Here is a 26,761-nt window from a genome sequence, read left to right on the forward strand (position 1 = left end):
CCAGGGACCTCTACTTGCTCTCGTCAGCCTTGCCTTCCTGCATCTGCACCGACGACTTGGTGCCGCTGGTATTGTCCTTGGTGGTGTTGTCGGAGCTGTCAAAACAGCCGTGAAGCATGAACGCGCTGCACAATCCCAGACACATATAGAGCTTCTTCATGATGATTCACCTGCTGCTGAGTGAGTGATATCCAGGGCGCCAGACGAGCGCAACGTTCGTCGGCCCGTTATATATCTGTCCGGAACGAAGGCGCAGGCGTTCAACAAATCGGCGCAGGCTTGGACGAATGGTCGGCCACTCGTCGAAGCCTGTGCAAATTGTTAAAACTTTAGCCCCCACGGTCCCTTCAAATGCATATGAAGCGGCGCATTCGCCCGCCACTTCAAGCACGCGCGGAGATTAGTTCATGAACGTCCGACTGCCGATCACCTTGCTACTTATCCTTACGTCCTCGACGGCCCTGGCCGACGCCTGCGATGTGGTTACACGCGGGCAAAGCGACCAGGTGCCGACGGTCGAGCAACATACCTGCTACCGCTACGAGGGCATGCCGCCTGAAGCCATCGACTGGTCTTGCAGCAACGAGAACAAAGAGATGATGCCCACTACGAAAAACAAGGTCGCGGCCTGTGCCAGCAACCATGTCGCCAGCTGCAAAGCCACGCCGACCCAGGAGGCCCTGGCCAACCCCCATTCGACGTCCAAGGCGCCGGATCACGAAGGCGCATTGCTGCCCAAGAATGCCCGCGTAGTGACCTACTACTATGCCGCCAATGATCTGGTCCAAGCCAAGATCGACTGTGAAAAAGCCGGCGGCGAATGGGCCTCGCAGCCAGTCAAATAAGGCTTCGCTAGCCTTGCTCACCGGCCAGGGCGCGCTGGTGAAAATGTGCCAGCCACTTCAAGGCATGCTCCGCCGCGTACAACTGTACTTGCTCACGAGAACCCAGGAAGCGTTCCTTGCGGCTGAAAATAGTCACCCCCTGCCCCACCCGATAAGCCCAGGCGAAGCAAATGGTCCCGGCTGGAATGCCATCCATGTCGTCAGGGCCGAGCAGCCCGGTGGTGGCCACGGCCACGTCCGCCGGACTGTCGTGCATCGCGCCTGCGGCCATCTCACGGGCGACCTCGCAACTGGTGAGGTTGAAGGTCTCAATCGTATACGCACGTACGCCCAACAAACGCTGCTTGGCTTCAGGGGAATACACCACGTACCCACTCTCGATACACGCCCCACCGCCCTCGACTTCCGACAGCAGGGTGATGATTTTCCCCGCTGTACAGGACTCGGCCGTGGTAAGGGTCATATCGTATTGTTTCAGGTAGTCAATAGTGGAAACGGCGATAGACACGGTTTTATCCTCCTGCACGTCATGTGCGAGCCTGATGCTGGTTCAGTACGTGGCCAGGTAGTCGGCCAGGGTCTGTGCGCACGCTTGGATCGCACCGTCGACGATCACCTCATAGCCATGGGTGTTTTCCGTGGGAATCGCCACACAGCCGGCGCGAGCCGAGGTGCCGTTACTCATGACCGCGCTGGCATCCGAGGCAAAATCCACCAGCAGGGCGTATTGCGGCGCATAACCACAGCGTTGCGCTGCAGCCGCCAGGCCGCTCACTACCGAGCGGGTGTAATAACCTTTCAGGTCGCCGGTATTGATAATCGGATCGACCCCCAGACGCGTACCGTACTCGTCCATCACCGGGCCGACTTCCACCGCGATAGTGGTATCGCCCGGCAGCGTTGCCGCAGCGTACATGGCGCCAGCATTGCACTCTTCTTCAAGGGTGGTGAAGACGAAGTACACATCGCAGGAAAGCGCTTGTCGTCGTCGCTTTAGGCACTGCGCAGCAAGGAGCACCGCGGCGATGGGCGCACGGTCGTCCAGGAAGTGCGCGGCAATGGCGTCCCCCACCCGAAACGGCTCGCGCCAGTGTTGGCTCAGGGTTACGCGGCTGCCGGGACGCACCCCATAATCACGCAAAATCTGACTTGAGCAACGAGTGATGACATGCACATCATTCCAGTGCACATCCCCGGACAACACATCGGCGCCCTGGGGCGCGTTGGCCGTCATGTGCATCGAGCCAAAGGACAGCACACCCGGGATAATCTGGTGATCGCCGAGAATATCCACCGGGCACATGCCGAAGTTCACCGGATTCGCGCCGCCCAACGCCGTCACGCGCAGCGTGCCATCCGCTTCGACATGCTTGACCACCATGGCGATTTCATCCATGTGCGCCATGATTTTCACCGCACGCCCGGGCTCGTGGTTGCCCTGCGCCGCCTTGATCAGGCCGATCACATTGCCAGCGGGATCGACCCAGGTTTCGTCACACAGCGGTCCGAGGCTTTCCAGGCAAATGGCACGCACCTCGTCTTCCTGGCCTCCGGGGCCACGCGCGCGCAACAGTCTTTCAAGCAGTTGTGCCACGCCCTGCGCATCGTCGTTGCAATGGTCATCGTTTGGCTGGGGCTGCATCCGCCGGTTTCTCCCTTGTCGAAATCGATATCGGACGGTTCATGGGCAACGCTGCTCGCTGCACCCACCGCCGCGCTTGAGCGCCTATAAAAAATGACCCGTCGCGCTGACCAGTGTTCCAAAACTTTTAGCACTTGGGCTGCATCCCCGGCGACGCGGGGCCTATCGACAGCCGCTCGCCAATCCGGTTGAACACCTGCGCGGCCAAGCCTTCTAACCCTCGGTACAGCCTCACCGACCATGGAGGGAATCCACGATGAAAAAACTCAGTCTGACACTGTCCATTGCCTTGCTGACCGCCTGCGCCAGCAACAACTCACCGTCCAATGTGGTTGCGCCCGGTGATGCGAAATCGCCCACCACGCGCACCCTGGATGCTGGCGCTGCGGTGCTGCAATCGCGCCCGCCGGTGGATGCGTTGAATGCCTACCTGGACGGCTTCCATTTCTACAACGGCCACCCCGATGTGCAGATGGAAGCTCACCACTACTGCGCGATCCTCAATGAAGAAGTGATCCAGTGCGTGATCTACGACGGCAACCGCAAGGATGCCAAGCTGATGGGTGTGGAATACATCATCAGTGAGCAGCTGTTCAACACCCTGCCAGCGCAGGAGAAGGCGCTGTGGCATAGCCACGTGCATGAGGTCAAATCAGGCCAGTTGGTTGCACCGGGCATTCCACAGGTGGCCGAACATGCCCTGATGGAGAAACTCGTGCATACCTATGGCAAGACCTGGCACACCTGGCATACGGACCTTCACAAGCAGCTGCCGTTGGGCGTGCCGCAACTGATGATGGGCTTTACCACCGACGGCCAGGCCGACCCGAAGATGGTCGCCGAGCGGGATAAGCGCCTGGGCGTGGACAGTAACCAGAAGAAGGCCGCACGCGCGGATATCGCCGCACCCGCCATTGCTCCAGGGGCGGACGCGTGGCGCCAAGGCAGGATTATCCAGATCGACGACCCTACCCAGACTCCCCACCGGCACTGACCGCTGACCACCGAAGTGCCAGCTATCGAGGTGTCTGACAATCTTTCTGAATTTTTTCTGGCGTCAAATATCTGTAGCACATGAGCTTAGGGAGGCCTCATGAAAACCAACGAACTGTTTACCATCGAGTATCAACTTCACGGCAAGCCCAAGTCGTTCATCTTGCGTGCGCCGCAGATGAATAATGCCGACGCCTGGCATTGGGCAAGTTGCGATGCCGGTGTGGCGGTCATACCGAGGTTCGGGCAAAACAACCTCAAGCGCGTTTCCAAACCGATGGCGGAAAAATACGGCATCACTGATGTGCGCTGGTGCGGTGCGGCGCAACTCCAGTGGGCGGAGGATTTGACACAATGAACAGCCAGACGCTCGACTACACGCCTGGACAGGCATGGGAAGACGAAATAGCGCAGAACACCCGGATGTTTTTCGAAGCTGATCGGCTCGATACCTTGGCGTATCAAATCATCGAGTCCTACAGCGGCGATGCGAAAACCTGGCTGCGTTTCACCGAAGCCAAGAAGCTCGCGGATGCGCAACGCACGGCGGCGTATCAAGAATGGATGCGCATCCATCGAGCGAAGGGAAGTAAGCGCCAACCCGGGCATTATTCGTAGGGGATGACCGAGATCTTGCCGTTGCGCTCCAGAATCGCGAAGCGTATCTGCCGGATCTCGACAAGCCCTTGGGTGGACCGGGCCGCCTCAAGGATGTCGCCTTCATCCAGGCGCGCATGCTTGAGGCGTTTGTGCAGTACCTGGCCCTCCTCGACCAGCACCGTCGGCCCGCCATCCAGCACCCGTGCGAACCAGGTTGAGCGCTGCTTGACCAGCGAGAAGCCAATGTCGATGGCAATCAAGGTGACGATCACCATCACGGCATTGGTCAGCGAGAAATCGTCGCCGAGCAGTGCCTGCTGGGTGGCCTCGCCGATGACCATCAACAGCACCAGGTCAAAGGTGGTGAGTTCAGCCAGTGTGCGCCTGCCGGCAACCTTGAACAGCACCAGCAGTACCAGGTAAATCGCCGCAGCCCGCAACACAGAGTCCATGGTCGCCCCTAGGGATAAATGAATTGGGAAAGGCCCACTGAGGCGCCCGATGCCAGCGCCACCTTGGTTTGAAAGCTGCCAACACCGTCGCTGTTGAGGGTCACGTGAAGCATTGCGTGACCATCGTCGTCGCTCAGTACCCACACCTTCATGCCATCGCCTGCGGTACTGGCCTTGAGTGGCTGGGGTTGCAGCATTTGCACATTGAAGCCCTGCAACAGCGCGCCACTGAGCTCCACTTCAAGGGTCTCACGCGCCCGGCCTTGCACGTGAATCACCAATGCATCGGAAGAACCATTGCGCAGGAAGCGCTGGTACTCGACATGCAGCTGCCCATCGGCGCTGCGTACCTCGGCACTGCTCAATGGGCCCTTGGAAAACAGGCCGGCCAGGGTCAAGCCCATTAGCACTACCAACCCATACCAACCCCATCGCTCGAAGCACCAGACCTTGCGTTGCAAGGTCATGTCCTCGCTGACCGGGTAATTGCGGCTATGCAGGTCACGATGGTCTGGCGGCTTCATACCCTGTCCCCGGGTCCGGTTCATAACCTCTTAGGTGTGCGTGGGGTTGCGCGGGTTCATTCTTTCGCGGGGCAACCCAGCCACCATCTAAAAAGAAGATGGTTTGGGCGGAACTGAATCGTTGAAATGATCGAAATTTCAGCGGCAACCCAGTTGATACCGAGCCTTTTTAAGCGGGTCACAGCTCTATCAGTCCCGCTTAACCAGGAGCCTCGTCATGCAATACAACGACACGTACACCCAGATGATGGCCTGCCGTCAATTGGCGATGGAGCAGAACCAGAAGCTGTTCAACCAGGCCAATGCCCTCAGCCGCAGCGCATACCAATTGCTGGAAAGGCCCGACCTGGACAGCGAGCTGTTTGATCAATACCTGCATCTGCGCGGCAAGGCTGAGGCGCTGTTTCGGGAAGCGATTGATCACCTCGGCGTGCTCAACGAGCATTTTCCGGCACCGTCTTCATTGCTTGAAAATGAGCGCTCTAGAAACGCCCAAATTACCAAGGAGGTGGCCTGATGAACGACTCACAACGCGCCTGGGAACTGGCCATGGTGCTGATTGCCAATGGCAGGATCCCGTTCGACCCGGCCAACCCGAGTGGGTCGGTGAAGATCCTCTCGCGGCATCTTAAAGCGCTGGAAGCAGCGCTGCATGACCAGGCGATTAGCGCCAACACAGCGCCGATGCACATCACCGGGCATGAACACACGCGCCACGAGCGCCTGGGCAAAAGCCATCGTAAGCCCTCGCTGGTGTGTGCCGATTGAGAGTGGGCAACCCTGTATGATAGGTTCGATCTGGAACCTCTCCATGGCCACTGTACGGACACCATGACTGTGACTGATCAGCAAGCAGGCTGGATAAAAGCTCAAACCGAAGCGGGCCATTCATGACTGAATCCCGCTTTGCCCCCGCCCCCCCACGCTGGCTGATCCGCCAGGCCATGCCCGATGATGTGCATGCCCTGGTCGGACTGGATGCCTACGCCACCGCCCACGCCAGCCGTCGCGTGTTTATCTATGACGCCGTGGTTCGCCAGCAATGCCTGGTCGCCGTCGACGCTGGCGTATGCGCCGGCTACCTGGTGCTCACCCATGACTTTTTCGATCACGGCTTCGTCGCGCTGGTGGTTGTGTCACCCGCGCACCAGCGCCAGGGTGTGGCCCTGCGTCTGCTGGCGGCAGCCGAAGCGGCCTGCAAGACGCCCAAGCTCTTCGCCTCGACCAATGCCTCCAACACCGCATCCCAAGCACTTATGACCAAGGCCGGCTTTGTCCCCAGCGGGCAGATCGAGAACCTTGACGAAGGTGACCCGGAGCGCATTTACGTCAAATTCATTCGCTGACCGCCAGATCCATTTGTGACTGATCACGCCCAGGCGATCACCCACGCAGCCATGTAGAGGCCCACACGTTGCGTTTTTATGAAAAGAAAGGCTTGATCGCCTCGACAGCCAACTGGGTGCTCGCCGCCAGTTTGCCGCGACAGTGGTTGAACAGTTGGCGGTAATCGCGCTCGGCCAGGCCGGTGGACTGTCGTTGGATGAGATATTGGCCATGCTGTCGCCCAATGGCCAGGCCGAGGTGGATAGAAGTGTGCTGCTGGCCAAGGCCGATGAGATCGATGCGACGGTCAAACAACTGAAGGCCATGAGTCGAGGCTTACGTCACGCCGCCGCCTGCCCTGCACCCAATCACGCGCAATGCCCAAATTTCCAGCGGTTGCTCAAATCGCTGCCGCAGGGGCGTTCAAGCGCAGTACTGTCGGACGCCACACTGGGGTTCGGCCTGTTCAATCAACCGTTGAGGCATCATGATTCGCGACTTTCAACACACTGACCTGAAACCTGTGCTGGATATCTGGCTGCAAGCTTCAATCCAGGCCCATCACTTCATCGCCCCGTCGTTCTGGCATGACCAACTGGGCGCCATGCGTGACGTCTACCTGCCCAGCGCCGTGACACGCGTGTTTGAGGCCGATGGAACAGTCCTCGGGTTCAGTTGCGTGTATGAAGACACCCTGGCGGCGCTGTTTGTAGCGCCCGCGCATCAGGGCGGCGGCGTGGGTACGCGGTTGCTCGCAGACGCAATGGAATCCCGATCAGTTTTACAACTGAGCGTGTATTCGCAAAATTTACCCAGCCTGCACTTTTACAAGAAACACGGGTTTATCGTACTCAACGAACAACGGGACGAACATACGGGTCACTTGGAAAAGGTGATGTGCTGGAGCGCTGCTGGCGTCCCAGGAACCTTTCCTTGAATACACAATCTGTGGTTCACCCTTTTGAGCTGATGTGAGAACCACCCTCCCATGATCCTGATAAAAGCCGCCTTCTGCCTTTCACTGCTCAGCGCAGGCTTCATCGTTGGCTACGCGGCGAAACCCACAAACGAGCTACAACTCACAGCCGGCCAGCTCATGGAGTGCGGCGAACTCACGATGCCGACACTTGGGATGTGAACCGGCAAGCACATAAGTACAGGCCGTTTCAGCCGCCCGAAGCAATGTCCGTGGGCTGCCGGGAAAACCCATTGCGCCCGGCAGCCTTCGCACCGTAAAGCGCCGCATCGGCCGCCTCGATCAAACCTGATACTGGCTCCAGCCGTGAGCCTGTACCCGTCGCAATGCCGATACTCACACTCACGCGCCCGAACGGGCTACCGGGATGGGGGATGTTTGCCTGTTGCAGTCGCGCAAGGATCCTTTCTGCGACCACCGTCGCGCCTTCGCTGTCGGTCGCCGGCATAATGATCGCTATTTCTTCTCCGCCATAGCGCGCCACCAAGTCTGATGGACGCTGCACACAGCCCTCCAACAGTGTACTGACTGCCTGCAAACACGCATCTCCCGCGACGTGACCGCAGGCATCGTTGAAGCGTTTGAAATAGTCGATATCGATCATCAGCAACGCCAGCGACGTACCGTCGCGCTGCGCTCGGCGCGCTTCCAGGGCTAGGGTTTCGTCGAAGCAGCGGCGGTTTGCCAGGCCGGTCAGCGCATCCTTCTTGGCCAACAGCGCCAATTGCCGATTGGAGTCGAGCAACTGTTGCTGGGCGACGCGCAGCGCCTCTTCCGCCGCTGTACGCCGGCGGATATCGAGGATCAGGAACCAGCCGATCACCCCTGTCAGCCCCAGCAGCCCTACCACCACGACTGCGGACAACGCCGCCTCGATACGCCACGCAGCGAGGGCTTCATGCTTGCCCAATGCGACCGTGGTGATCAGCGGCAGGGTCTCGCTTTTACGGAACGCGTAGAGTCGCTCCACACCGTCCAGGCTGGAAGTGTAGGCGGCGGTGCCGACCGATTGGTCGACAAGGTACTTGGCATAGATAGGCGACTTGGAAAAGTTGCGGCCCATGTCTTGTTCGCGGAAAGGATAGCGCACCAACAGCGTGCCATCGGCATAGGACAAACCGATCGCCCCCTCCTGGCCCACATCGAGTTTGCCGAACACGCGCAGGAAGTTTTCCACCCCCAGGGTGACCGCAACCACCCCGGCGAAGTTGCCCGACGCATCATTGAAGCGGCGGCTGATGGTCACCACCCACTCGTGGTTGGTACGACTCTGGATCGGCGGGCCGATAAAAGGCTCACGGCTCGGATCATCGCGATGATGAATGAAATAAGCGCGATCGCTGCTGTTGGCACCCACTGGGATCGGACGGTTCGACGACATCAACCAGTGGCCGTGATGGTCGTAGACGGTGATGCCACTGAGTTGCGGCATCAACGGCTGCTGCCGACCGATCAGGGTATTGATACGCTCGATCTGCGCCGGGCCACTGCCTTCAGTTTCCAGGCGTTCGACCAGCCCGAGCAACAGCAGCGAGCTTTGCCGCACGATACCTTCGGTGTAGGTGGTGAGTGCCTGGGTCAGGTTCAGGCCGTGCACGTCCACCTCCGCCAGCGCGCGCTCACGGGAAGACAAGACTTTCCAGATGGTCAGGGAGGTCAGGGAACAGCCAATTACCAACAGCAAAAGCATCACAAGGCGAGTATCACGCTTCACGTCAGTACCTTAAGGAAAGTCCGGTTTCCCATTCCAGTCGTCATTCAAACGCCGGCGCTTAGCCGCGGCCACATGTTCCGCGGCGCAAGCATACAAGCAGTCTGGCGTGGCTGCAGCTACTGTGAGCGCATAGGTTGAATCCGCGCTGTTGCGTCAAGACCTACACGCACAGGCGCCGGGCCAGATCATTAAGAAGCCAACGGCCTGCTATGCCCAGAGAACGGTTTTGCATGTGCGCCGCATAGATCGTCAGCGTGTCGGGGGTACGCTGAAGTTCGGCGCTCAGCTCAAGGGGCAGGAGGCGCCCTGATGCCAGATGATCGACAATCAGATGCTCGGGCATGCGACACCAACCGAACCCGGCGAGCAAAAAATCCAGGCGCCGTGCCAGGTCGACAAACCGCCACGGCTGACTGCCCACCACCCCATAGTTGGGGCCGTCGGGGGAAACCGGATCGGAAAGTACCAGTTGTACATAGGGCGCGAGGTCCGCACGGGTAGCCGGACGGCCCAGCATCGCCAAGGGGTGCCCGCTGGCGATGACAGGCTTGAGGGCGACGCTGAGCAGCGCCAAGGCGTGGATATCATCGGGCACGGTGGGAATCAATGTGCATAGCGCCAGTGCCGCCGCGCCGTTGCGCAGTCGGCGCTCTGCCCCACCCAGGCCCTGCGTGGAAAAACTCACGGTCAGGTGCGGGAAAGCCTCACGGATAGCGCGCAGGCTCTCAATAAGCGGTGCGCTGGGGACCAGCGGGTCTATGGCAAGCGCCAACTCCGGCTCAAGCCCTGCTGCTGTACTGGCAGCCATTGCTTCGAACTGGGCAGCGCTTGCCAGCACTGCGCGAGCCTGAACCACAAGCACCCTGCCCACCTCGGTGAGCACCGGACGATGACCGCTGCGATCAAACAGTTGCACACCTTGAACGGACTCAAGCGTGGCAACTGACTGGCTAATGGCAGATTGAGCGCGGCGCAGCTGGCGCCCGGTGGCTGAAAAACTCCCGGTCTCTGCGATGGTGACCAGAATCCGCAACTGGTCCAGGCTGAGGTTTCCGATCATGACCTATCACTTGGACAGATGGACTCAATCATATTTACATCACTCCTGCTTAGAGATCGCATTGGATAGAGTGTGTCGCACATCGCCGACAGCGACAACGCAAAACACACCATCGTCCCCAGGAGTTACGTTCATGCCCCAGCTACTCAGCATTGAAACCAGCCCACGCGGCGCTGCTTCGATTTCCCGGCAACTCACTCGCCGATTTGTCGCTGCATGGGAAGCTGCACATCCGGCAGGCACGGTCAAAATACGCGATCTGACTGACGCGCCGCTCAGGTTCGTGGAGGCTCCCTGGCTCCAGGCTTACTTCAAGCCAGAGAGCCAACACTCGCCAGAGATGAAAACCCTGTTGCAGCTTTCTGATCAGCTGGTGGCCGAGTTACTGGAAACCGATCACTTGGTTATCTCGACACCGGTCTACAACTACAATGTGCCTGCCGCGCTCAAGGCATGGGTGGATCACGTGGTACGCAAAGGCCTGACGTTGGGCTTTGACGGCAAGGGGCTGGTGACCGGTAAAAAGGCCACGGTGCTCATCGCCTCGGGCGGTGTGTACAGCGGGGATTCCCCGATCAGGGAGCGTGACATTGCGAGCCAGTATTTGAAACTGATCCTGAATGTCCTGGGCATCACCGATATCACCTTTATTGCAGCCGGCGGCGCTAAAGCGGTAGATCTGGGAGAAATCAGCATGCAGGATTTTCTCGCCGGCTTTGATGATCAAATCCAGGCAGCGCTGGCCTAGACCGGCGCCAGGCCTGGCCGGCGCTCACCGACGCCGGCATGACTGACTCATTTGCCTCCCGTCACATCCAGGAATGTACCTGTCACGAATGACGCCTCGGCACTGGCCAACCACAAAATCGCCCGGGCCACCTCCTCCGGCTGGCCGCCACGCCCCATGGGGATCGAGTCCTTGACCCGATCGACACGCCCCGGCTCACCGCCGCTGGCATGCATGTCGGTATAGATGTGCCCGGGGCGCACACAATTGACGCGGATGCCTTCCCGGGCCACTTCCTTGGCAAACCCGATGGTGAAGGTTTCCAGCGCGCCCTTTGACGCCGCGTAGTCAAGGTATTCATTCGGGCTGCCAAGACGCGCCGAGGCCGAGGAGATATTGATCACTACGCCGCCCGCACCGTTGTGCCGATACGCCATGCGCTTCACCGCCTGCTGGGCGCAGAGCATCGGGCCGATGGAGTTGACCGCGAAAATGCGCTGCATGCGCTCCAGGCTCAGGCCCTCGAGGCGCGACTGAGTCGCCAGCACGCCAGCATTATTGACCAAGACGTCGATGCGCCCGAACCTGCGGTCGATGGCGGTAAACAAATCGGCGACCTGATCGGGGTGAGCGCTATCGGCCCGTACGGCCAGGGCCTTGCGGCCCATTGCCTCGATATCCGCAACCACCGCCAGCGCCGCGGACTCGTTGGCAACGTAGCTGATCGCCACGTCATAGCCTTTTGCGGCGGCCAGTCGGGCCGTCGCGGCACCCACTCCGCGGCTGCCACCGGTGATCAGAATCAGCGGTGCCTGTGAGACGTCAACCATTGAAAATACCTCCTTAGAAAATGCTGTTTCAGCCGATGATGAAGGTGCCGCCGGCGATCACCACACACGCCAGGATCCTGCGTGCGGTAAGGGTTTCGCCAAGAAAAAAGTAGCCAATCAACATCGCGAACAACACGCTGGTTTCGCGCAATGCCGATACCGCGCCCAACGGCGCTTCGTTCATGGCGTAGATCACGATTGCATAGGCCAGCAAAGACACCAGCCCGCCGACCACCGCGGCCAAGGTTCCGGGACGCAGGCGCAATAAACTGCGGGCATCGCGCAGGCCGATGTACACCGCTGGCATCAGCACGCCCCACAACGCGCACATCCATACGGTGTAGGCCAGCGGTGCGCCGGAGAGCCTGGCGCCAATGCCATCGACGACACTGTAGGCGGCGATGAAGCAGCCCGTTCCCAGCGCATAGGGCAGGCTGGGAACCGACAACCGACGCCCGCTGAAGGCCAGGGAAATAATCCCGCCTGACACCAGCGCAACCCCCAGCAACTCGCCGAGGGCAATGCGCTCCCCGGCGAAGACAGCAGCCCCCAGGGTGATCAGTGCCGGCGATGAGCCACGGGAAATCGGATAGATCTGCCCCAGGTCGCCCACCCGGTAGCTGCGCACCAGGAACAGGTTATAGCCAACATGCAGCAACGCCGAAAACACCCCATAGCCCCAGCTCTCAATCGCCGGCGCTACCATGAACGTTGCGGCGATGAGACTGGCGACGGCGATGGCCATGCACATTACTGTCATCGACCACAGCCGATCGGCACCGCCACGCAGCAGCGCGTTCCAGCTGGCATGCAGGAGCGCGGCGAACAGCACCAGGAAGATGATATGAGTCGGCATGCGCCATCTTAGGCAAGCCAAGGCCCCGGCTTACAGCGAAGTCTCCTCATCACTGCATGAACAGATACTCATACTGCCCGTTGCAGTTTCAGTGACTCTGCGAGCAACCATTGACGAAAGCTGACCACATGGGGTTGCGATTCGATGCCCTTGGGGCACACAAAATAGTAGGCAAGCGGTGACGGGAACGGCACATCGAACAGGCGCACCAGGCGGCCGTCGCTGATTTCCTGCTCCACATGCCCGCTGCGCACCAACGCGATGCCATGGCCGAGCAAGGCCGCCTCGACGGTCATGTTGGTGTCGCCAAACCTGACGCTTTCCCGGAGCGGCGAAAAGGCCAGCCCCACGGCTTGAAACCAGACCTCCCATTTCGGCGCCAGCTCGGCGCCATCCCGGGCCAGCAGCGGGAAATCCAATAAATGGGCAGGGCTGCCTGGAGTGCCGAGGCGTCGCAACAGTTCGGGGCTGGCCACGGGAAACACCTGCTCGCCGAACAGGAATTCCGAATACAGGCCCGGGTAGTTCCCCTTGCCCAGCCGGACCGCGACATCCGCTTGGGCATCGGAAAAGTGGATGACGTCGTCCGTGGTGTCCAGCGCAACCAGCAGCTCGGGGTGCTGGCGAGCGAGGTTCGGCAAGCGTGGCAGCAGCCATTTCAAGGCAAAGGAATAGGTGGTGCTGACCTTGAGCCGCACCCTGCCCTTTTGCTCGCGCAGGTCGGCCAAGGTCGTCTCCAGGCTCATGAAAAATTCGCGCACGATGGGCGCCAGCGTAGCCCCCGCCGGGGTCAGTCGTAACGACTGGCCGCGCTCGAACAATGCCAAGCCCCACAGCGCCTCCAGATGCTTGAGCTGGTGGCTGACTGCGCTCTGGGTCACATGCAACTCCTGGGCGGCCGCCGTAAAGGTCGGGTGCCGAGTGGCGGCTTCAAAGGCGCGCAATGTGGCGGTGGGCGGCAGGTCTCTCATAGGTGGGGTATCCGGCGAGTGGGCAGTAAGCGCTGAGCATGAGCGTTGACTCATGTTAGCGCTAATCCATGAGGTTCGCGTACTGCTCCAGCAGCCACGCCAAGTCCTGATAAGCGCTCGCCAGATGAGGCGCGCCGAGCCTGCTCAACGACCGGGATGTGCGCCGCGCCTGTGCGGCGCCGATTGCGGGATGATGGGCATATCGTGCAACCCGCCGCGCACCGCTTTGCACACATCGGGCAACGGGAGATGCCGGATCGATACCGCTGGCTTTGCGCTGCAGCCGATTCAACTGCTTGCTCAGTTGCAGCGACAAGTAGCCCGCCTGGTATTCGTGCGGGTGATCCGCGCCAAGCAAACTCTTCAACGTAACTAACCGATGTTGTTGCTTCGCTTGCCATTGAGCATGGTCGATTGTACTTGCCTGACGTAGCAGCAGGCGTGTGTGCTGGTGGAGCGCACGTTTCAATGCGCGTACCTGCCTGGCTGGATCTTTGGGCAGGATCTGGAACGCCAAGAGGCACACAAGCATCGCCACGATCCAGGCCAGCGCCTGGTTGGCGAAGCCGACGAAATCGTAGGTGGCGGTCATGCCGGTGCTTACCAAAGTGTTGAAGCCAATCAGGTAGGCAACCCCTTGCAGGGCATGGCGCGGCTGGCACGTCGCATGGATGCCGAACGACCAGAACCCTGCCATGACCAGCAGCAACAGAGGGAAGCCATTGATCTGCGGCATCAGCAGGAATTTGCACAGCGCTGCCGCCACAATCGCGTAGAGCGTGCCGCGGATAAAGCCGTTGATGCCTTGGGTCGGCGCGGCAGCCGTCGCCACCAGTGTGCAGCATGGCCCCAGCACCGCCAGTAATGTGGGCCCCTGATCCCAACCGCTGAAATACCAGATCGCACCCGCACTCAGTGTGGCGAGCAGTGCCCGGATGCCGTTTCGCGCTGCATCCGCGTAATGGCGGTGATACCCCACGGCGCGTATCGGCCCGCGGCGGGCATGATCGAGGCTGGAGAAGTTCAGCAAGGCCGCGCCCAGGTCCGTCAGTGGGTCGTCCAAGCGTTCGTTGCGCAACAGCACCTGTGGGCTTGAGTCGGCACGATCATCCGCACAGCGACGCAATTGCTCCAGCGTATCGGCCGCGGTGCGAAAGTCGCAGCGGGCATCCGCCAGGCATGCACTCAGTTGCTGCAACCCTGTGCTTATCCGGGCGCACAACGCCGGGTCGATTCCGTGGTATGGGTGCTCCGGGTGCGCATCGAGCACCGCCGATTGCAGATGTGCCAGGCCGGCCTGAATCGCCAGCTGCCGCGAGCGGATCAGCGCCGACTCGCCACGGCCGAGCCCCAGCTGGTCGTCCACCTTGCTGATATCGATCGCGAGCTGGTGCCGTTGCCTCGCCAGCTGCGCAGGCTCTTCGCCCACAAGGCTTGCCGCGAGCAGCCGGGCACTGCGCGCGCAGGCGTCGAGGAGCGAGCTTCGAACTTTATGCTCCATGGTCTTGGCGCTGAACAGCGTCGCTACCAGGCTCAAGCTGAGCACGCCGAGTGCTACCGCCGTGCCACGGGTGATGATGTGGTCGAAGCCCTGTTCCGGGGCGACGATGGCAGGGCCCAGCGCCAAACACACCGTATAGCCCGCCACCACTGCCGCGGTGGCCTGGTAATGACGCAAGACCGTCATTGCACCGACGCACAGACCCAGCCATATACCGACGCCCAGTATGAACAACAGCATCTGTTGCGCGAACAGCCCCATCAGCACAAAGGCTGCGACCATGCCGACCAGCGTGCCCAGCATCCGGTACACACCCTTGCCTCGCACTGCCCCCTGGATAGGCTGCACCAGCAGCAACACGGTGGAAGCACCCGAGAACGGCGAATCCAGATGCAGTTGCAAGCCAAGCCACAGTGCCAGGCCGGCCGCCAATAGACTGCGCAGTACGTAGGCAAGCGTGGCGGACGTCCAGGGCCGAGGGATCGCCGCGAAAAAGCGTGTCGCCAGGCCAGTCATCACATGAACGCCTGCAGCCATTGGATGAGTCGCCAGCGCGGTGCGGCGCCCGGCTGCGTCACTTCGACACTGGCGGTCATGCCCGCCGCCAACTCTACCCCGTCCGGCACCTTGTCCAACTCGATACGCACGGGCACACGCTGCGCCAACCGAATCCAGCTGAAGGTCGGGCTCACCTGGGGCAAGCCGCTGTCGTTGCGCAACTCATTGGTGTCGGCAATGCCCCTGCCCAGGCTTGCCACGTGGCCTTGCAGCAACGGGTCAAAGCCCATCAGCTTGATCGACACCGCTGCGCCGATGCGTACACCCGGCAACTTGGTCTCTTCAAAATAGCCCGTGATCCAGAAACTATGACTGTCGACCACAAACAGGTTAGTGACGCCCGCCTGCGCGTAGTCACCGGGCTGCAGGCGCAATTGCGTGACATAGCCATCCACCGGCGCACGAATGGTGGTGCGGTCCAGGTCGAGCTGGGCCTGGGCCAACTGGCTGCGTGCCGCGTCCAGGCGCGCCTGGGCCACGGCCAAGTCACGCGCGGCATTGTCGATCTCTTCACGGGCGATGGCGCCGCCCAGCTGTGCGCGCCGCTTGAATTGCGCACTGCGCTGCTCGAACACACTGCGCGCTTCTGCGAACTCTGCGGTGCGCTGCTGCTGGGTCAATCGATAAGCACGCGCATCGATGCGATAGAGCGGGTCGCCCTTTGCCACCCATTGGTTGTCACTGGCCCACAACTGATCGATTTGGCCGGACACCTCGGGGGCAATGCGGATCACCTGGGCACTCACCCGCCCGTCCCGCGTCCAGGGCGCCAGCACGTAGGCCCGCCAGAGTTGCAGGCAAAACACCAGGGCCAACACGCCCAGCCCCAGGGTGGCGGCAGTTTTAAGGAGTTTGACGATAGACATGCGCGGCCTCGCTCAGCAATGGACGACCATCGTCGACACGACGATGAGCGAGACGAAAAAACGCGCCAGCGCCGGGTGCCACACCCGGTCCAACCAGCGGCGGGTCAGGCGCTCGATCAGCTGGTAGGCCAGGACGGACGCACCCAGGTAAATCAACAAGGGCGGAAAGTAGAGGTTGGCAATCGAGATTTCGCTGAGCATGGCAAGCACCGGGATTCGGAAGGTCTGGCATTCGCCCGCCCACTGAAGGCGGGGCTTGCAGGTAATGCTAGGGAATTACTGCTGCTGCCGATATTGAGTATACTGCCAAAATATAATCAAATTCGGACAAACCCTGGATGACCTTGCATGGCCGAAATCCACGTCGATCAGTTTGAGTACGACACCCTTTCCCAGCCCGCCGTAGCGCTGATGCTGGAAACCCAACGCAACGACAGCGAATCCGCCGTACACAAGCACCGCAAGGGGCAACTGGTGGTGGCGTATTGCGGTGGCATTGTGTGTACGGTCGAAGATGGCGTATGGATGGTGCCGTCAGGGTTCGGCGTGTGGATTCCGGGGGGCGTCGCCCACAGCAACCGCGTGACGGCCAACGGGCAGGTGTGTTTTCTGTTCGTGGAGCCCGGCGCCGCGTCGCTGCCGGATCGCTGCTGTACCTTGGCGCTGTCGCCATTGATCCTGGAACTGATCCTGCACCTGAGCGGCCAGGCCCAGGATTACCCGGCCAATTCGCGCAGTGCGCGGTTGGCCCACGTACTGCTCGAAGAACTTGAACTGGCCCCCACCGAACAGCTTTACCTGCCTTTACCCGCCTCAAACCCACTGCGCACCATCGCCCGGGCACTGGCGCAAGATCCCGCCAACCGCGCCACCATGGCGAGTTGGGCACGCAACGTCGCCATGAGCGAACGCTCGCTTGCCCGCCTGGTAAAAGCCGAAACCGGCCTGACCTTCGGACAATGGCGCAAGCAATGGCAGATCATCGTCGCCCTGCAAAGTCTGGCCGAAGGGCAATCGGTGCAGAGAACCGCTGAAGCCCTCGGCTATGAGTCTGTCAGCTCGTTCATCACGATGTTTCGTAAAACCCTGGGCACCTCACCGGCCCGTTACCTGCGCAATACCACATTGCGGTAATGAACCGGTAACGCGCTTAAAGTGCGTAAGAAGCCGCCGCCGCAGTGGATGTGTAGTTTTTTTTGGGGGTATCAAGCTCGAACAGAAAAGCGCACGTTCATGTGGTCTCGTCCTTTATCACCTCAGCATTCCAGCTCTACGTGATCTCATCTGACAATCCAAACAGAAGCAGGCTACGTAACAGCGCAGCCTTTACGCGCGGTTCCTCCTTCACATCTTTGGCAAGATAAGCCCCCGCCTCATTGAGCAAGTCATGGCGTGACCACTGCTCCTGGAAACGCTCTAGTAAGACCGCGTCGGCTCCGCCCTCCTCTCGACTAGCGGTTACTTCCATCACTTTTTTGGAGGTTTGAACCATGAAAGACGAATACGACTTCAGCAGCGGCAAGCGCGGCGCCATCGCCAGCAGCAAAGGCAAGACTCGCATCACCAGCATCAACCTTTTTGAGGTTGAAGCGCTGGAGCAACAATTGATCGCTGTCGCTGGCGAATTGAATCGAGTGCTGCGAACACCAAAACCAACTAAAGCTAAAGATGAAACCACCCAATGAGTACTGACCCGATGGCGGTGCGTCAGCCCCAAATGTATTGACTGACACGTCCTCATCGGGGCATGGGTACCTACACAACTGTGTAGCAGCCGACGGTAACCACGATGCGCAGCGAGCCGCTCTTGATCTTGATCTGCTTTTGTTCTCAGGCGCCCCGTCAAACCACGCTGGCCGGAATTCGACAGGGATTTGGGGGGTAAACCGGCAGGGATGCCGGTTTAGCCGCCCCGCGCCATGGATGGCGCGGGGCGGCGGCCCCCCAAATCTCTGTCGGATTACGGGCACACCGAGCCTGAGCGAGGTGCCGAGTGGTGGGGCGAGGACCTTTTGCTTGCTTACTTTTGGGTCCTTCCAAAAGTGAGCCGCTGTAAGAGCGGAACCCTAAGTGGCCGTTACCTAAATAATGGATATGTACTCGGTTTGATCCAAGATCCCGGTCGACTCTCAGGCCGCCATCGGGAGCAAGCCCCCTCCCACATTTTTTACCGCGTGCAGTCAATCAGACCGCCACGAAATCGAGCTGCCTCGGGTCAGGGCGCCGCCAAAGTTGTGAGTCGCCTGGCACTCAAGTTCACCGATGCAAAATCGCCCGATGAATATCTTCCAGCGCCATGACGCGCTGGGCGGCGTTGAGCTTGATCGCTTCCTTGGGCATGCCAAACACCACGCAACTGGCCTCGTCCTGGGCCACCGTGGCGGCGCCGGCGTCGAACATTTCCTTGAGCCCGCGCGCGCCGTCGTCGCCCATGCCGGTCATGATGATGCCCAGAGCGTTGCAACCGGCACTGCGGGCAACGGAACGAAACAGCACGTCAACCGAGGGCCGATGCCGGCTCACCGGTGGGCCGTCAACGATCTCCACCTGATATTGGGCACCGTTGCGCTTGAGCACCATGTGTCGGCCGCCGGGGGCGATCAATGCGCAACCGGGGATGACCCGGTCGCCATTTTTCGCCTCCCTGACCTCGATTTCACACAGTCGATTGAGTCGCTCGGCAAACGCCGCGGTGAAGTGTTCAGGCATGTGCTGCACGATCACGATGCCCGGGCACACCCTGGGCAACGCGGTCAGTATCAACTCCAGGGCTTGAGTACCGCCTGTGGAAGTGCCAATGGCGACAATATTGTCGGTGGTACGCACCATCGCCTGGGTACCCCCGGGAACAATGACGTCGGCATTTACCCTAGCGGGAGCACGTTCACCGCACGCCACCATTCGTTTCATGTTGGCCTTGGCCGCAGCCTTGACGGCCCCCGCCAACTCATCGGCGCTGTCGGTCAGGAACTGGCGCAAATTCAACTGCGGCTTGGTGACGATACTGACAGCCCCTGCCGCCAAGGCTTGCATGGTGGTGGCCGCGCCCTTCTCGGTCAAGGTCGAGCAGATGACCACCGGCGTGGGGTGTTCGGCCATGAGTTTCTTGAGGAACGTAATGCCGTCCATGCGCGGCATTTCGACGTCCAGCACGATCACATCCGGCCATTGCTTGTTCATTTTATCCATGGCGAATACCGGGTCTGCCGCCGCGCCTATCACTTCAATGGCGGGGTCTCGTCCCAGGGTCGCCGTCAATACCTGGCGGACCACGGCAGAGTCGTCAATGATCAGTACTTTGATAGGACTCATAGCGCACGCTCTCGTTGAGGGCTGCTGAGGGGGCGCTGCAGCGCCAGGTAGTTGAGTTGAATATTGCCATTGGCCAGATCGAATACCACGGTGCGATACCCCACGCCTTCCACGTGCCAATTCAGACACCGCAGGTGATGCATATCGAGCAGGCGCCTGGCTTGCTCGACATTGCGTTGCCCGACGTAGTGGTTGTCCGGGCGCACCAGCCCGGGAAACATATTCCCGCCGCCATACACATTGATCCTGAACTCCGTCGGCGGCACCTTGCTCGCGCGCATGGCATTGAGCAGCAGTTGCAGCGCTTGATTGCCATATCGACCGTCCAGAGGCTCGGCGCCCGTCGCAGCACGCTGGGGCAGCAGGTAATGACACATGCCGCCCAGCAAGCGCTGCGGATGCCAGAACACCAGGGCCACGCAGGAGCCCAGCACGGTGCGCAGCCGAATCGCGCCGGTACCGAAAAACCACTCGCCAGGATTCAGGAACACCTCGCGCGAAGGTTGAGTGTCAGGCATGTGGCCTCCGATAGATCGAAGGCTTGACCAGCTTCAGCTCGTCGGTCACGCCGTTGAGGCTTTCCGAGTGGCTGACCAGGAAATAGCCGCCAGGCTTGAGATGGCTGACCAGACGCTTGACGACCTGCACTTTGGTATCGCTGTCGAAATAGATCATCACGTTGCGCAGGAAGATCACGTCGAACATGCCGACTTTCGGCAGCGGATTGTTCAAATTGATCGCCTGGAAATCGATTTTCGCCGCGAGCGCCGGATCGACCATGAAGCAACCGTGGTTGGCACCGACGCCCTTGAGGCAATATTTGTGCAGCAGCGCTTCGGGAATGCCGCGTATACCCTCGAGGGGGTAGCGCCCTTGGCGGGCTTTATCCAGCACACGGCTGCTGATGTCCGACGCCATGATCTCCCAAGGCCGACCGGCCAGGTTGTCCGCCAGCACCATTGCCAGGGTGTAAGGTTCTTCACCGGTGGAGCAGGCGCCACTCCATACCCGCAGCGTTGCGTTGCCACGCAGTTCGGGCAGGGCCACGTCGCGCAGGAAGTCAAAATGCTTGGGTTCGCGGAAAAAATAGGTTTCGTTGGTGGTCAGCATGTCTACCGCCACCTGCAGTTCCGTGGCGTCCTTCATCAACACCTTGTAGTAAGCACCGTAGGTCGTGAGCTCGAACGCCTGCAGTCGCTTGGCAAGCCGTGCGCTGACCAACTGTTTTTTCGCATCGGACAGGCTGATGCCGGCGATCTGATGGATAAGGCTGCGAAACTGCTGGAACTCGGCGTCGGAGAGAATCACGTTCATAAGGGCATCCCAAAAGTTGAATCAGGCGGTGGCAGGCAGCAAGGCTTCAAAGTCCGCCAGCCCATCGATCGGTTCCAGGGACAACACGCGACCGATATCCAGCAGCAGTACAAAACCGCTGTCCAATTTGCCGATGCCCAACAGGAAATCGGCCCTGACCTCGGTGCCGACACTCAGCGAAGGTTCGATATCCTGCTCGGCGATTTCAAGCACCTCGCTGACTGCATCCACAATGATGCCCACCGGCTTGCGCACGCTACCGACCTGTACCTCCAGGATCACAAAGCAGGTTCTTGACGTCTGCAGCGTCCGTTCGCCGCGAAAGCGCACGCCCAGGTCCAGTATCGGCACCGCAGCGCCTCGCAGATTGATCACCCCGCGCAGGCTGGCAGGCAGCAACGGCACGTGGGTAATCGGCCCATATTCGATGATCTCGCGCACGTTGAGCGTGCCGACCGCGAACATCTCACCCCCCAACTCGAAGGTGAGGTATTGGCTCGGGCCGGAGATCGCAGCACTGCCAGGACTTTGGATGGTTAATGCCATGATTCACCTCGGATCAATTGCTTTGCGCCCGCACCTGGGGGCACGGTCGTACACCTCAAGCGCGCATCAAGCCGGCGATCTCGTCGACGCACAGCACCTGCTCGATCTGCAGCAGCGTGACAAACGCTCCCCGCACCTTGGTCATCCCTCTGATGAAGTCGGTACGAATAAGGTTGCCGAAGGCCGGTGCAGGCTTGATATCGATATCGAGGATCTCGATCACCTCGCTGACCGAGTCCACCACCACCCCCAGCACCTGGGACTCGCCCTCCTTGGCCGCTTCAAGAATGACGATGCACGTGCGGCTGCCAAGGTCCGTCACGCCCTTGCCGAACCGGGCCTTGAGGTCCACCACCGGTACCACCGAGCCGCGCAGATTGATCACCCCGCGCAGGAACTCCGGCATCATCGGCACGCTCGTCACCTGGCTGTATTCGATTATTTCGCGAACGCTCAACGTGTTGACCGCGTACATCTCCTGATCAGCCGAAAAGGTCAGGTACTGCAAGGGCTCGCTGCCTTGCGGCGCTGGGGCTGAAGTGCCAGGCACAACGGCTGAGGCACTCATGGGTCAACTCCCGAAGCGGACGAAACCGCTCTCCACTGCACGGCTGTCATGATCCGACAGCGACGCCGCACGCCCCAGACCCGACGTTGCAACAGTGCGCCCGACGCGCTTGCCCTGTACGGTGAAAAAGCCCATCAGTTCCTGCAACTGCTCGGCCTGGCCACTCATTTCCTCGGCAGTCGCGGCCAACTCTTCGGAGGCCGACGCGTTTTGCTGAGTCAGTTGGCTCATTTGCGACATTGCGCTGTTGATTTGCTCGGAGCCGATCGATTGTTCTTCCGAGGCGGCCGCAATTTCCTGCACCAGGTCAGAGGTCTTGGCGATCGAAGGCACGATTTCATCCAGCAGGTTACCGGCCCGTTCGGCCAGGGCCACGCTGTTCTTGGCCACTTCGCTGATTTCCTGCGCCGCGATCTGGCTGCGCTCGGCCAGTTTGCGCACCTCCGCGGCCACCACCGCGAAGCCTTTACCGTGCTCGCCGGCCCGTGCCGCTTCGATGGCCGCGTTAAGCGCCAACAGGTTGGTCTGGTAGGCGATGGAATCGACGATGCCGATTTTTTCCGCGATGGTCTTCATCGCCGCCACCGTATCCTTCACGGCGCGACCGCCTTCGGACGCCTCTTTGTTAGCCTTGCCCGCCATACCATCGGTCACCTTGGCGTTTTCGGTGTTCTGGGCGATGGACGCTGACATTTGCTCCATCGACGCCGAAGTCTGTTCCACCGACGCCGCCTGTTCGGACGCCGATTGCGCCATGCTCTGGGCAGTGGCGGAGATTTCCTCGGAGGCACTGGACAGCGAGTCGGCCGACCCGCGCACTTCGCCGATGATTTCCGAGAGTTTTTCCACGGTGCCGTTGACCGAGTTTTTCAGCTCCAGGAACTTGCCTTGATAGTCGCCGACGATGGTCCGGGTCAGATCGCCACTGGAGATCGACGCCAGGACGTCCATGGCTTCGGTGATCGGCACGATGATCGCATCCAGCGACCCGTTGATCCCCAGGATGATGCGGCGGAAATCGCCCTGATGGCGAGAGGCATCCGGCCGGGTATCGAGTTTGCCGATCATCGCGCTGTCGCTGATCTGGCGCGTGTCGTCGACCAGGGCCAGGATGTTGGCGCGCAACTGCTCAATGTTCTCGTTGATAAAGGCTTTTTTGCCCGGGAATTGCTCCAGAGGCGCGGCCAGATCGCCTTCGCCGAACGCGCGAATGCAGGCCATGGCCTTTTTCTTCACACTGATATGGCCGCTGACCATGTCATTGATGCCCTGGCCGATTTCACGGTACGAACCGCTAAAGCGCTCGACATCGATCATGACGTCAATGTCACCTTTCTCGTGCTCGCTGGACATGTGCTGCATTTCATTGATCAGCGCCAGGATATTGCTACGCAGCAGCTCAATATTTTCATTGATGAAGGCTTTCTTGCCGGGGAACTGTTCCAACTGCGCCGATAGATCACCTTCACCAAAGGCACGAATGCACGCCATGGCTTTTTTCTTCACCGCGATATGGCCGTTGACCATGTCGTTGATGCCTTGGGCCATTGAACGGTAGCTTGCGTGAAAGCGGCTGGCATCGATCTGTGCGTCGATTTCGCCCTTGTCGTGCTCGCTGGACATGGTGTTTATCTGCGCGACCAGCGCCTGCAGGTTCGAGCCCAACTGTTGCATGCAAGCCATCAGGCTCGTGGTGTCACCGGCCTTGAGGGGGGCTTTTGCCTCCAGCTCGCCGGCTGACAAGCGCGCAGCAAAGGCGCGGACGCTCGCAGGTTCACCGCCCAGCTGGCGCATGAGATTGCGTGCCAGCAGTACGCCCATCAGTCCAGTGACCAGCAATGTGAGCGCGCCGATCAGCAGGATGATGTAGCGGGCATTCTGCTCAGTGCTGGTGGCCAGCAGCTGTGCCTTGCGCCCCAGCTCCAGGTTGTATTGGCGCACATCGGCGATTGCCGTCTGGGTCGCTGTTTGCAGAGGCTGGCTCGCTTCAAGCAACGTGCGAGCGCCGGCGATATCGCCTGTTTCAACCAGTTTGTCGAATCGCCCCTGCAAGGTTGCAAACTCGTCAAACCGGGTGCGCAACTGGCTCAACAACGCCGCATCATGCGCGTCGATAGCCAGTTGGGTGCGGTAACGCTCCAAGGCGTTGTCGATAATGCCCGAATGCTGCGCTATCAGTGCGGCGTACGGCGCAACCGTGCTCTTGCCCGACTCATTCAGGTGCTCCCATTGCAAGGCGTGCAGGCTGGCGAAAGCCTCGGCGGCGCGATCGATCTCAAGCAGGCTGGGTACCGTGTTGACACTGGCAAAACTGGCGCTGGAATTGACTTCACTGGTCAGATAGAAACTGGTGCCACCCAACACGACGACGCCCAGCATTGCCGTGAAAATCAACAGCGTAATATTTTTGATAACGGTCATGGCGAGGAACTCCTGATGACGCTTATTGGATCGATAAAGGACGTGGGGTCGAACGGTTGGTGGCTTCCTTGGCAACGAGTCCTAACAGATTGGGAATATCCAGGATCAGGGCCACGGCCCCGCTCCCGAGAATGGTGAAACCACCCAATCCCTGGGCTTCTCCGAAGACTTTGCCCAAGGGCTTGATCACGGTTTGAAACTCACCCTGCAAGCGATCGACCACCAGGCCGGCACGTAAGCCGGCGTAGTGCACGACAACGACGTTTTCGCGGATGCCGCCCGGCTCTTGCACGGCAAACATGTCGCGCAGCCGCAAGATCGGCAGCACATCGCCGCGCAGGTCCAGGAAGCCGGATTCAGCCCCCTGCCCAGGCGCCAACTCGATGCACTCCTCCACCATGTTCAGCGGGATGACGTAAGAGGCTTTGCCCACACCGATCAGAAAGCCATCGATGATCGCCAGGGTCAGCGGCAAACGAATGCGTACCGTGGTGCCCTGCCCCTCCTCGCTCTCAAGGCTCACGCTGCCGCGTAATGCGGTGATATTGCGCTTGACCACGTCCATGCCAACGCCGCGGCCGGACAGGTTGCTGACCTGGTCGGCGGTGGAGAAGCCTGGTTCGAAGATCAGGTTCAGGATGTCTTTGTCGGCCGGTACCTGACCGTCCCCGACCAGGCCGCGCTCGCGAGCCTTGGCGAGGATCTTGTGCTTTGCCAGGCCGCCGCCGTCGTCCGACACCTCGATCACGATGCTGCCGGATTCATGGTAGGCATTCAGGCGTACGGTGCCCTGGGCCGGCTTGCCCCGTTGCAGGCGAGTCGACACCGCCTCGATGCCATGGTCCATGGCATTGCGCACCAGGTGCGTCAACGGGTCGCCAATGCGCTCGACGACCGTCTTGTCCAGTTCGGTTTCGCCACCGCCGATGCGCAGCACGATGTCCTTGCCCAACTCTTTGGACACATCCCGGACCACGCGCTGGAAGCGGGTGAAGGTCGCGCCGATCTGCACCATGCGCAAGGTCAGAGCCGAATCACGCACCTCCTCTACCAGCCGCGACAACAGGCTGGTCGCCTCGATCATCTCGCCAATCCCACTGTGCACCGCCACCAGGTTGGCGCCGGCACCGGCGATGATCAGCTCACCGACTAGATTGATCAGTTGGTCCAATTTGGCGGCATCGACCCGAATCAGGTTGCCTTCGTTGTTGGCCGCGCCTTTGCTGGCCTTGGGCGGCGAATCCTGCGCGACTTCAGGCGCGGCAGGCGCATCGGCAGGCGTTGGCGAGCCTTCTTGGATAACGAGCGCGGCCTGAGCCTCAGTCAAAGTGCCGCAGCGAACCAACAGCTCCAGCAACACCGCATTGTCTTCCGGCAGCGCGTCGATGTGCGTGAGATACGCCTGGATCTCGGCCTGGGGCGCCAGGATCAGCACCAGGGCGTCATCGCGGACAAAATCGAAGGCGCCGTCGATGACTTCCCGCGTGGCGTCGCTGACCAGCGCCAGTTCAAAGCCCAGGTAGTTGGTTTCCGGGTCCATCGACAGCAGAGGCGGCAATGCGTCGAACAGCGTGACGGTATGCGCCAAGTGCCCCAGGGTGCTCAGGTAACGCAGGAACGCCAGGGGGTCCATGCCATTGCGAAACATATCCGCACCAAAGCGCACGGAGAGATGCCAGTGACCAGGCCCTTCGGCAGCCATCGGCGGCTGGTCTTGAGCAACCGATTCAGGCAGCGCGACAGGCGCTTGCAGATACATCGACAGGCGCTCAGCCAAGCGCTGGCCCTGAACCCGCAACGGTTCACCCAGGCGCTCAAGGTCGCCATCCTCGGCCAGCAGGTCGATCAGTTGGCCAATATGGTCACGGGCGTCGAGAAACAACGCGCTCAAGGCCTCGTCCACCTTCACTTCCAGGCTGCGTACGCGATCCAGGACGCTCTCGGCGACATGGGTGAACTCAACGATTGGCATCAGGCCGAACAGGCCGGCCGACCCCTTGATAGTGTGGGCCACGCGAAACAGGCCGTTGATGGTGTCCAGGTCCTGCGGCGACTGCTCGATCTGCAGCAGCGCATCTTCCATTTGCAATAGAAGCTCGCGACTCTCGGCAATGAACGTTTGCAGCACGTCATCCATGTTCATGGGCTGGGCCATAGGG

At 60.5% G+C, this 26,761-nt stretch carries 30 protein-coding genes and 3 pseudogenes; 12 read left to right on the forward strand and 21 right to left on the reverse strand.

Annotated features, from left to right (window positions below; translation table 11 throughout):
• Positions 1-10 precede the first annotated feature (10 nt).
• Positions 11-160 (reverse strand): hypothetical protein, encoded by a 150-nt coding sequence (locus BLU48_RS32015; protein WP_164484430.1) that lies wholly within the window; start codon positions 158-160, stop codon positions 11-13.
• 247 nt (positions 161-407) lie between these two features.
• Between BLU48_RS32015 and BLU48_RS13400 the strand changes: the two genes are divergently transcribed.
• Positions 408-845 (forward strand): hypothetical protein, encoded by a 438-nt coding sequence (locus BLU48_RS13400; protein WP_057025384.1) that lies wholly within the window; start codon positions 408-410, stop codon positions 843-845.
• A 7-nt stretch (positions 846-852) separates the two neighbouring features.
• Here BLU48_RS13400 and BLU48_RS13405 read toward each other — a convergent pair whose 3' ends face one another.
• Entirely contained in the window at positions 853-1,353 is a 501-nt protein-coding gene (locus BLU48_RS13405) for a CinA family protein (protein ID WP_057025385.1), read from the reverse strand.
• Between the two features lie 42 nt (positions 1,354-1,395).
• Positions 1,396-2,487, reverse strand: coding sequence for a zinc-binding metallopeptidase family protein (locus BLU48_RS13410; RefSeq protein ID WP_057025386.1), 1,092 nt, complete (start codon positions 2,485-2,487; stop codon positions 1,396-1,398).
• Positions 2,488-2,743: 256 nt separating this feature from the next.
• On the opposite strand from BLU48_RS13410, the gene BLU48_RS13415 reads away from it, so the two are divergent.
• The 3 genes from BLU48_RS13415 (at position 2,744) to BLU48_RS13425 (ending at position 4,098) form a co-directional block, all read left to right on the forward strand.
• Positions 2,744-3,481 (forward strand): OBAP family protein, encoded by a 738-nt coding sequence (locus tag BLU48_RS13415; protein WP_057025387.1) that lies wholly within the window; start codon positions 2,744-2,746, stop codon positions 3,479-3,481.
• 99 nt (positions 3,482-3,580) lie between these two features.
• Entirely contained in the window at positions 3,581-3,838 is a 258-nt protein-coding gene (locus BLU48_RS13420) for a DUF6555 family protein (protein WP_046072110.1), read from the forward strand.
• Complete coding sequence (locus BLU48_RS13425) at positions 3,835-4,098, forward strand: hypothetical protein (protein WP_057025388.1); 264 nt, start codon at positions 3,835-3,837, stop codon at positions 4,096-4,098. Before BLU48_RS13420 ends, BLU48_RS13425 begins: the two co-directional genes overlap by 4 nt.
• Here BLU48_RS13425 and BLU48_RS13430 read toward each other — a convergent pair.
• Both BLU48_RS13430 and BLU48_RS13435 read right to left on the reverse strand, forming a co-directional pair.
• On the reverse strand, positions 4,089-4,532 hold the full coding sequence (locus tag BLU48_RS13430; protein WP_046072108.1) for a DUF421 domain-containing protein: 444 nt from the start codon (positions 4,530-4,532) through the stop codon (positions 4,089-4,091). The two genes, BLU48_RS13425 and BLU48_RS13430, sit on opposite strands and share 10 nt — an antisense overlap.
• A gap of 8 nt (positions 4,533-4,540) precedes the next feature.
• Positions 4,541-5,056: a hypothetical protein gene (locus BLU48_RS13435; RefSeq protein ID WP_057025389.1), complete on the reverse strand. Its 516-nt coding sequence runs from the start codon at positions 5,054-5,056 to the stop codon at positions 4,541-4,543.
• Between the two features lie 217 nt (positions 5,057-5,273).
• Between BLU48_RS13435 and BLU48_RS13440 the strand changes: the two genes are divergently transcribed.
• The 5 genes from BLU48_RS13440 to BLU48_RS13460 all read left to right on the forward strand — a co-directional run bounded on the left by BLU48_RS13440 (position 5,274) and on the right by BLU48_RS13460 (position 7,319).
• Complete coding sequence (locus tag BLU48_RS13440) at positions 5,274-5,573, forward strand: hypothetical protein (protein ID WP_057025390.1); 300 nt, start codon at positions 5,274-5,276, stop codon at positions 5,571-5,573.
• Positions 5,573-5,824 carry a hypothetical protein gene (locus BLU48_RS13445; protein WP_057025391.1) on the forward strand — a complete coding sequence of 84 codons (252 nt, stop codon included), beginning with the start codon at positions 5,573-5,575 and terminating at the stop codon, positions 5,822-5,824. The genes BLU48_RS13440 and BLU48_RS13445 overlap by 1 nt, the downstream gene beginning before the upstream one ends.
• A 122-nt stretch (positions 5,825-5,946) precedes the next feature.
• The gene (locus BLU48_RS13450; RefSeq protein ID WP_057025392.1) at positions 5,947-6,402 is read left to right on the forward strand and encodes a GNAT family N-acetyltransferase; all 456 of its coding nucleotides are present in this window, start codon (positions 5,947-5,949) and stop codon (positions 6,400-6,402) included.
• 154 nt (positions 6,403-6,556) lie between these two features.
• Entirely contained in the window at positions 6,557-6,895 is a 339-nt protein-coding gene (locus tag BLU48_RS13455; RefSeq protein ID WP_307718380.1) for a MerR family DNA-binding protein, read from the forward strand.
• Positions 6,870-7,319, forward strand: coding sequence for an N-acetyltransferase (locus tag BLU48_RS13460; RefSeq protein WP_057025394.1), 450 nt, complete (start codon positions 6,870-6,872; stop codon positions 7,317-7,319). The genes BLU48_RS13455 and BLU48_RS13460 overlap by 26 nt, the downstream gene beginning before the upstream one ends.
• 229 nt (positions 7,320-7,548) lie before the next feature.
• On the opposite strand, the gene BLU48_RS13465 is transcribed toward BLU48_RS13460, so the two are convergent.
• Positions 7,549-9,072 (reverse strand): sensor domain-containing diguanylate cyclase, encoded by a 1,524-nt coding sequence (locus BLU48_RS13465; RefSeq protein WP_057025395.1) that lies wholly within the window; start codon positions 9,070-9,072, stop codon positions 7,549-7,551.
• A gap of 160 nt (positions 9,073-9,232) precedes the next feature.
• On the reverse strand, positions 9,233-10,132 hold the full coding sequence (locus BLU48_RS13470) for a LysR family transcriptional regulator (protein WP_057025396.1): 900 nt from the start codon (positions 10,130-10,132) through the stop codon (positions 9,233-9,235).
• A gap of 133 nt (positions 10,133-10,265) precedes the next feature.
• On the opposite strand from BLU48_RS13470, the gene BLU48_RS13475 reads away from it, so the two are divergent.
• On the forward strand, positions 10,266-10,880 hold the full coding sequence (locus tag BLU48_RS13475; protein ID WP_057025397.1) for an FMN-dependent NADH-azoreductase: 615 nt from the start codon (positions 10,266-10,268) through the stop codon (positions 10,878-10,880).
• 47 nt (positions 10,881-10,927) lie between these two features.
• On the opposite strand, the gene BLU48_RS13480 is transcribed toward BLU48_RS13475, so the two are convergent.
• The 6 genes from BLU48_RS13480 to BLU48_RS13505 all read right to left on the reverse strand — a co-directional run bounded on the left by BLU48_RS13480 (position 10,928) and on the right by BLU48_RS13505 (position 16,642).
• Positions 10,928-11,689 (reverse strand): SDR family oxidoreductase, encoded by a 762-nt coding sequence (locus BLU48_RS13480; protein ID WP_057025398.1) that lies wholly within the window; start codon positions 11,687-11,689, stop codon positions 10,928-10,930.
• Positions 11,690-11,717: 28 nt separating this feature from the next.
• Positions 11,718-12,545, reverse strand: coding sequence for a DMT family transporter (locus BLU48_RS13485; protein WP_057025399.1), 828 nt, complete (start codon positions 12,543-12,545; stop codon positions 11,718-11,720).
• 68 nt (positions 12,546-12,613) lie between these two features.
• Positions 12,614-13,516, reverse strand: coding sequence for a transcriptional regulator GcvA (gcvA, locus tag BLU48_RS13490; RefSeq protein WP_057025400.1), 903 nt, complete (start codon positions 13,514-13,516; stop codon positions 12,614-12,616).
• Positions 13,517-13,577: 61 nt separating this feature from the next.
• Complete coding sequence (locus BLU48_RS13495; RefSeq protein ID WP_082636731.1) at positions 13,578-15,533, reverse strand: FUSC family protein; 1,956 nt, start codon at positions 15,531-15,533, stop codon at positions 13,578-13,580.
• Entirely contained in the window at positions 15,533-16,441 is a 909-nt protein-coding gene (locus BLU48_RS13500; protein WP_057025402.1) for an efflux RND transporter periplasmic adaptor subunit, read from the reverse strand. The genes BLU48_RS13495 and BLU48_RS13500 overlap by 1 nt, the downstream gene beginning before the upstream one ends.
• Before the next feature lie 12 nt (positions 16,442-16,453).
• Positions 16,454-16,642, reverse strand: coding sequence for a DUF1656 domain-containing protein (locus BLU48_RS13505; protein WP_057025403.1), 189 nt, complete (start codon positions 16,640-16,642; stop codon positions 16,454-16,456).
• A gap of 147 nt (positions 16,643-16,789) precedes the next feature.
• Between BLU48_RS13505 and BLU48_RS13510 the strand changes: the two genes are divergently transcribed.
• Entirely contained in the window at positions 16,790-17,575 is a 786-nt protein-coding gene (locus tag BLU48_RS13510; protein ID WP_057025404.1) for an AraC family transcriptional regulator, read from the forward strand.
• A gap of 356 nt (positions 17,576-17,931) precedes the next feature.
• Positions 17,932-18,006: pseudogene (locus BLU48_RS32795) on the forward strand (BrnA antitoxin family protein); the annotation flags it as partial.
• 691 nt (positions 18,007-18,697) lie between these two features.
• Here BLU48_RS32795 and BLU48_RS13530 read toward each other — a convergent pair.
• The 8 genes and pseudogenes from BLU48_RS13530 to BLU48_RS13560 form a co-directional block, all read right to left on the reverse strand.
• Positions 18,698-19,753 (reverse strand): protein-glutamate methylesterase/protein-glutamine glutaminase, encoded by a 1,056-nt coding sequence (locus BLU48_RS13530; RefSeq protein WP_057025407.1) that lies wholly within the window; start codon positions 19,751-19,753, stop codon positions 18,698-18,700.
• The gene (locus BLU48_RS13535; protein ID WP_057025408.1) at positions 19,750-20,271 is read right to left on the reverse strand and encodes a chemotaxis protein CheD; all 522 of its coding nucleotides are present in this window, start codon (positions 20,269-20,271) and stop codon (positions 19,750-19,752) included. Before BLU48_RS13535 ends, BLU48_RS13530 begins: the two co-directional genes overlap by 4 nt.
• The gene (locus BLU48_RS13540; RefSeq protein WP_057025409.1) at positions 20,264-21,067 is read right to left on the reverse strand and encodes a CheR family methyltransferase; all 804 of its coding nucleotides are present in this window, start codon (positions 21,065-21,067) and stop codon (positions 20,264-20,266) included. The genes BLU48_RS13535 and BLU48_RS13540 overlap by 8 nt, the downstream gene beginning before the upstream one ends.
• Positions 21,068-21,088: 21 nt before the next feature.
• A complete protein-coding gene (locus tag BLU48_RS13545) occupies positions 21,089-21,613 on the reverse strand; it encodes a chemotaxis protein CheW (RefSeq protein ID WP_057025410.1) in 525 nt (174 codons plus the stop codon).
• A 55-nt stretch (positions 21,614-21,668) separates the two neighbouring features.
• Entirely contained in the window at positions 21,669-22,181 is a 513-nt protein-coding gene (locus BLU48_RS13550) for a chemotaxis protein CheW (RefSeq protein ID WP_057025411.1), read from the reverse strand.
• Positions 22,182-22,297: 116 nt separating this feature from the next.
• Positions 22,298-23,021: pseudogene (locus tag BLU48_RS32280) on the reverse strand (methyl-accepting chemotaxis protein); the annotation flags it as partial.
• 15 nt (positions 23,022-23,036) lie between these two features.
• A pseudogene (locus BLU48_RS32285) lies at positions 23,037-24,602 on the reverse strand (MCP four helix bundle domain-containing protein); the annotation flags it as partial.
• Positions 24,603-24,624: 22 nt separating this feature from the next.
• Positions 24,625-26,757: a chemotaxis protein CheA gene (locus BLU48_RS13560; protein ID WP_231989039.1), complete on the reverse strand. Its 2,133-nt coding sequence runs from the start codon at positions 26,755-26,757 to the stop codon at positions 24,625-24,627.
• Positions 26,758-26,761 lie beyond the last annotated feature (4 nt).

The sequence above is a fragment of the Pseudomonas synxantha genome, from assembly GCF_900105675.1.
GTDB lineage: Bacteria > Pseudomonadota > Gammaproteobacteria > Pseudomonadales > Pseudomonadaceae > Aquipseudomonas > Aquipseudomonas synxantha.

Coding starts and splice junctions, on each gene's coding strand:
- BLU48_RS32015 (WP_164484430.1), bottom strand. CDS start 160: ATGAAGAAGCTCTATATGTGTCTGGGATTGTGCAGCGCGTTCATGCTT.
- BLU48_RS13400 (WP_057025384.1), top strand. CDS start 408: ATGAACGTCCGACTGCCGATCACCTTGCTACTTATCCTTACGTCCTCG.
- BLU48_RS13410 (WP_057025386.1), bottom strand. CDS start 2,487: ATGCAGCCCCAGCCAAACGATGACCATTGCAACGACGATGCGCAGGGC.
- BLU48_RS13415 (WP_057025387.1), top strand. CDS start 2,744: ATGAAAAAACTCAGTCTGACACTGTCCATTGCCTTGCTGACCGCCTGC.
- BLU48_RS13420 (WP_046072110.1), top strand. CDS start 3,581: ATGAAAACCAACGAACTGTTTACCATCGAGTATCAACTTCACGGCAAG.
- BLU48_RS13425 (WP_057025388.1), top strand. CDS start 3,835: ATGAACAGCCAGACGCTCGACTACACGCCTGGACAGGCATGGGAAGAC.
- BLU48_RS13430 (WP_046072108.1), bottom strand. CDS start 4,532: ATGGACTCTGTGTTGCGGGCTGCGGCGATTTACCTGGTACTGCTGGTG.
- BLU48_RS13435 (WP_057025389.1), bottom strand. CDS start 5,056: ATGAAGCCGCCAGACCATCGTGACCTGCATAGCCGCAATTACCCGGTC.
- BLU48_RS13440 (WP_057025390.1), top strand. CDS start 5,274: ATGCAATACAACGACACGTACACCCAGATGATGGCCTGCCGTCAATTG.
- BLU48_RS13445 (WP_057025391.1), top strand. CDS start 5,573: ATGAACGACTCACAACGCGCCTGGGAACTGGCCATGGTGCTGATTGCC.
- BLU48_RS13450 (WP_057025392.1), top strand. CDS start 5,947: ATGACTGAATCCCGCTTTGCCCCCGCCCCCCCACGCTGGCTGATCCGC.
- BLU48_RS13460 (WP_057025394.1), top strand. CDS start 6,870: ATGATTCGCGACTTTCAACACACTGACCTGAAACCTGTGCTGGATATC.
- BLU48_RS13470 (WP_057025396.1), bottom strand. CDS start 10,132: ATGATCGGAAACCTCAGCCTGGACCAGTTGCGGATTCTGGTCACCATC.
- BLU48_RS13475 (WP_057025397.1), top strand. CDS start 10,266: ATGCCCCAGCTACTCAGCATTGAAACCAGCCCACGCGGCGCTGCTTCG.
- BLU48_RS13480 (WP_057025398.1), bottom strand. CDS start 11,689: ATGGTTGACGTCTCACAGGCACCGCTGATTCTGATCACCGGTGGCAGC.
- BLU48_RS13485 (WP_057025399.1), bottom strand. CDS start 12,545: ATGCCGACTCATATCATCTTCCTGGTGCTGTTCGCCGCGCTCCTGCAT.
- gcvA (WP_057025400.1), bottom strand. CDS start 13,516: ATGAGAGACCTGCCGCCCACCGCCACATTGCGCGCCTTTGAAGCCGCC.
- BLU48_RS13495 (WP_082636731.1), bottom strand. CDS start 15,533: ATGACTGGCCTGGCGACACGCTTTTTCGCGGCGATCCCTCGGCCCTGG.
- BLU48_RS13500 (WP_057025402.1), bottom strand. CDS start 16,441: ATGTCTATCGTCAAACTCCTTAAAACTGCCGCCACCCTGGGGCTGGGC.
- BLU48_RS13505 (WP_057025403.1), bottom strand. CDS start 16,642: ATGCTCAGCGAAATCTCGATTGCCAACCTCTACTTTCCGCCCTTGTTG.
- BLU48_RS13510 (WP_057025404.1), top strand. CDS start 16,790: ATGGCCGAAATCCACGTCGATCAGTTTGAGTACGACACCCTTTCCCAG.
- BLU48_RS13530 (WP_057025407.1), bottom strand. CDS start 19,753: ATGAGTCCTATCAAAGTACTGATCATTGACGACTCTGCCGTGGTCCGC.
- BLU48_RS13535 (WP_057025408.1), bottom strand. CDS start 20,271: ATGCCTGACACTCAACCTTCGCGCGAGGTGTTCCTGAATCCTGGCGAG.
- BLU48_RS13540 (WP_057025409.1), bottom strand. CDS start 21,067: ATGAACGTGATTCTCTCCGACGCCGAGTTCCAGCAGTTTCGCAGCCTT.
- BLU48_RS13545 (WP_057025410.1), bottom strand. CDS start 21,613: ATGGCATTAACCATCCAAAGTCCTGGCAGTGCTGCGATCTCCGGCCCG.
- BLU48_RS13550 (WP_057025411.1), bottom strand. CDS start 22,181: ATGAGTGCCTCAGCCGTTGTGCCTGGCACTTCAGCCCCAGCGCCGCAA.
- BLU48_RS13560 (WP_231989039.1), bottom strand. CDS start 26,757: ATGGCCCAGCCCATGAACATGGATGACGTGCTGCAAACGTTCATTGCC.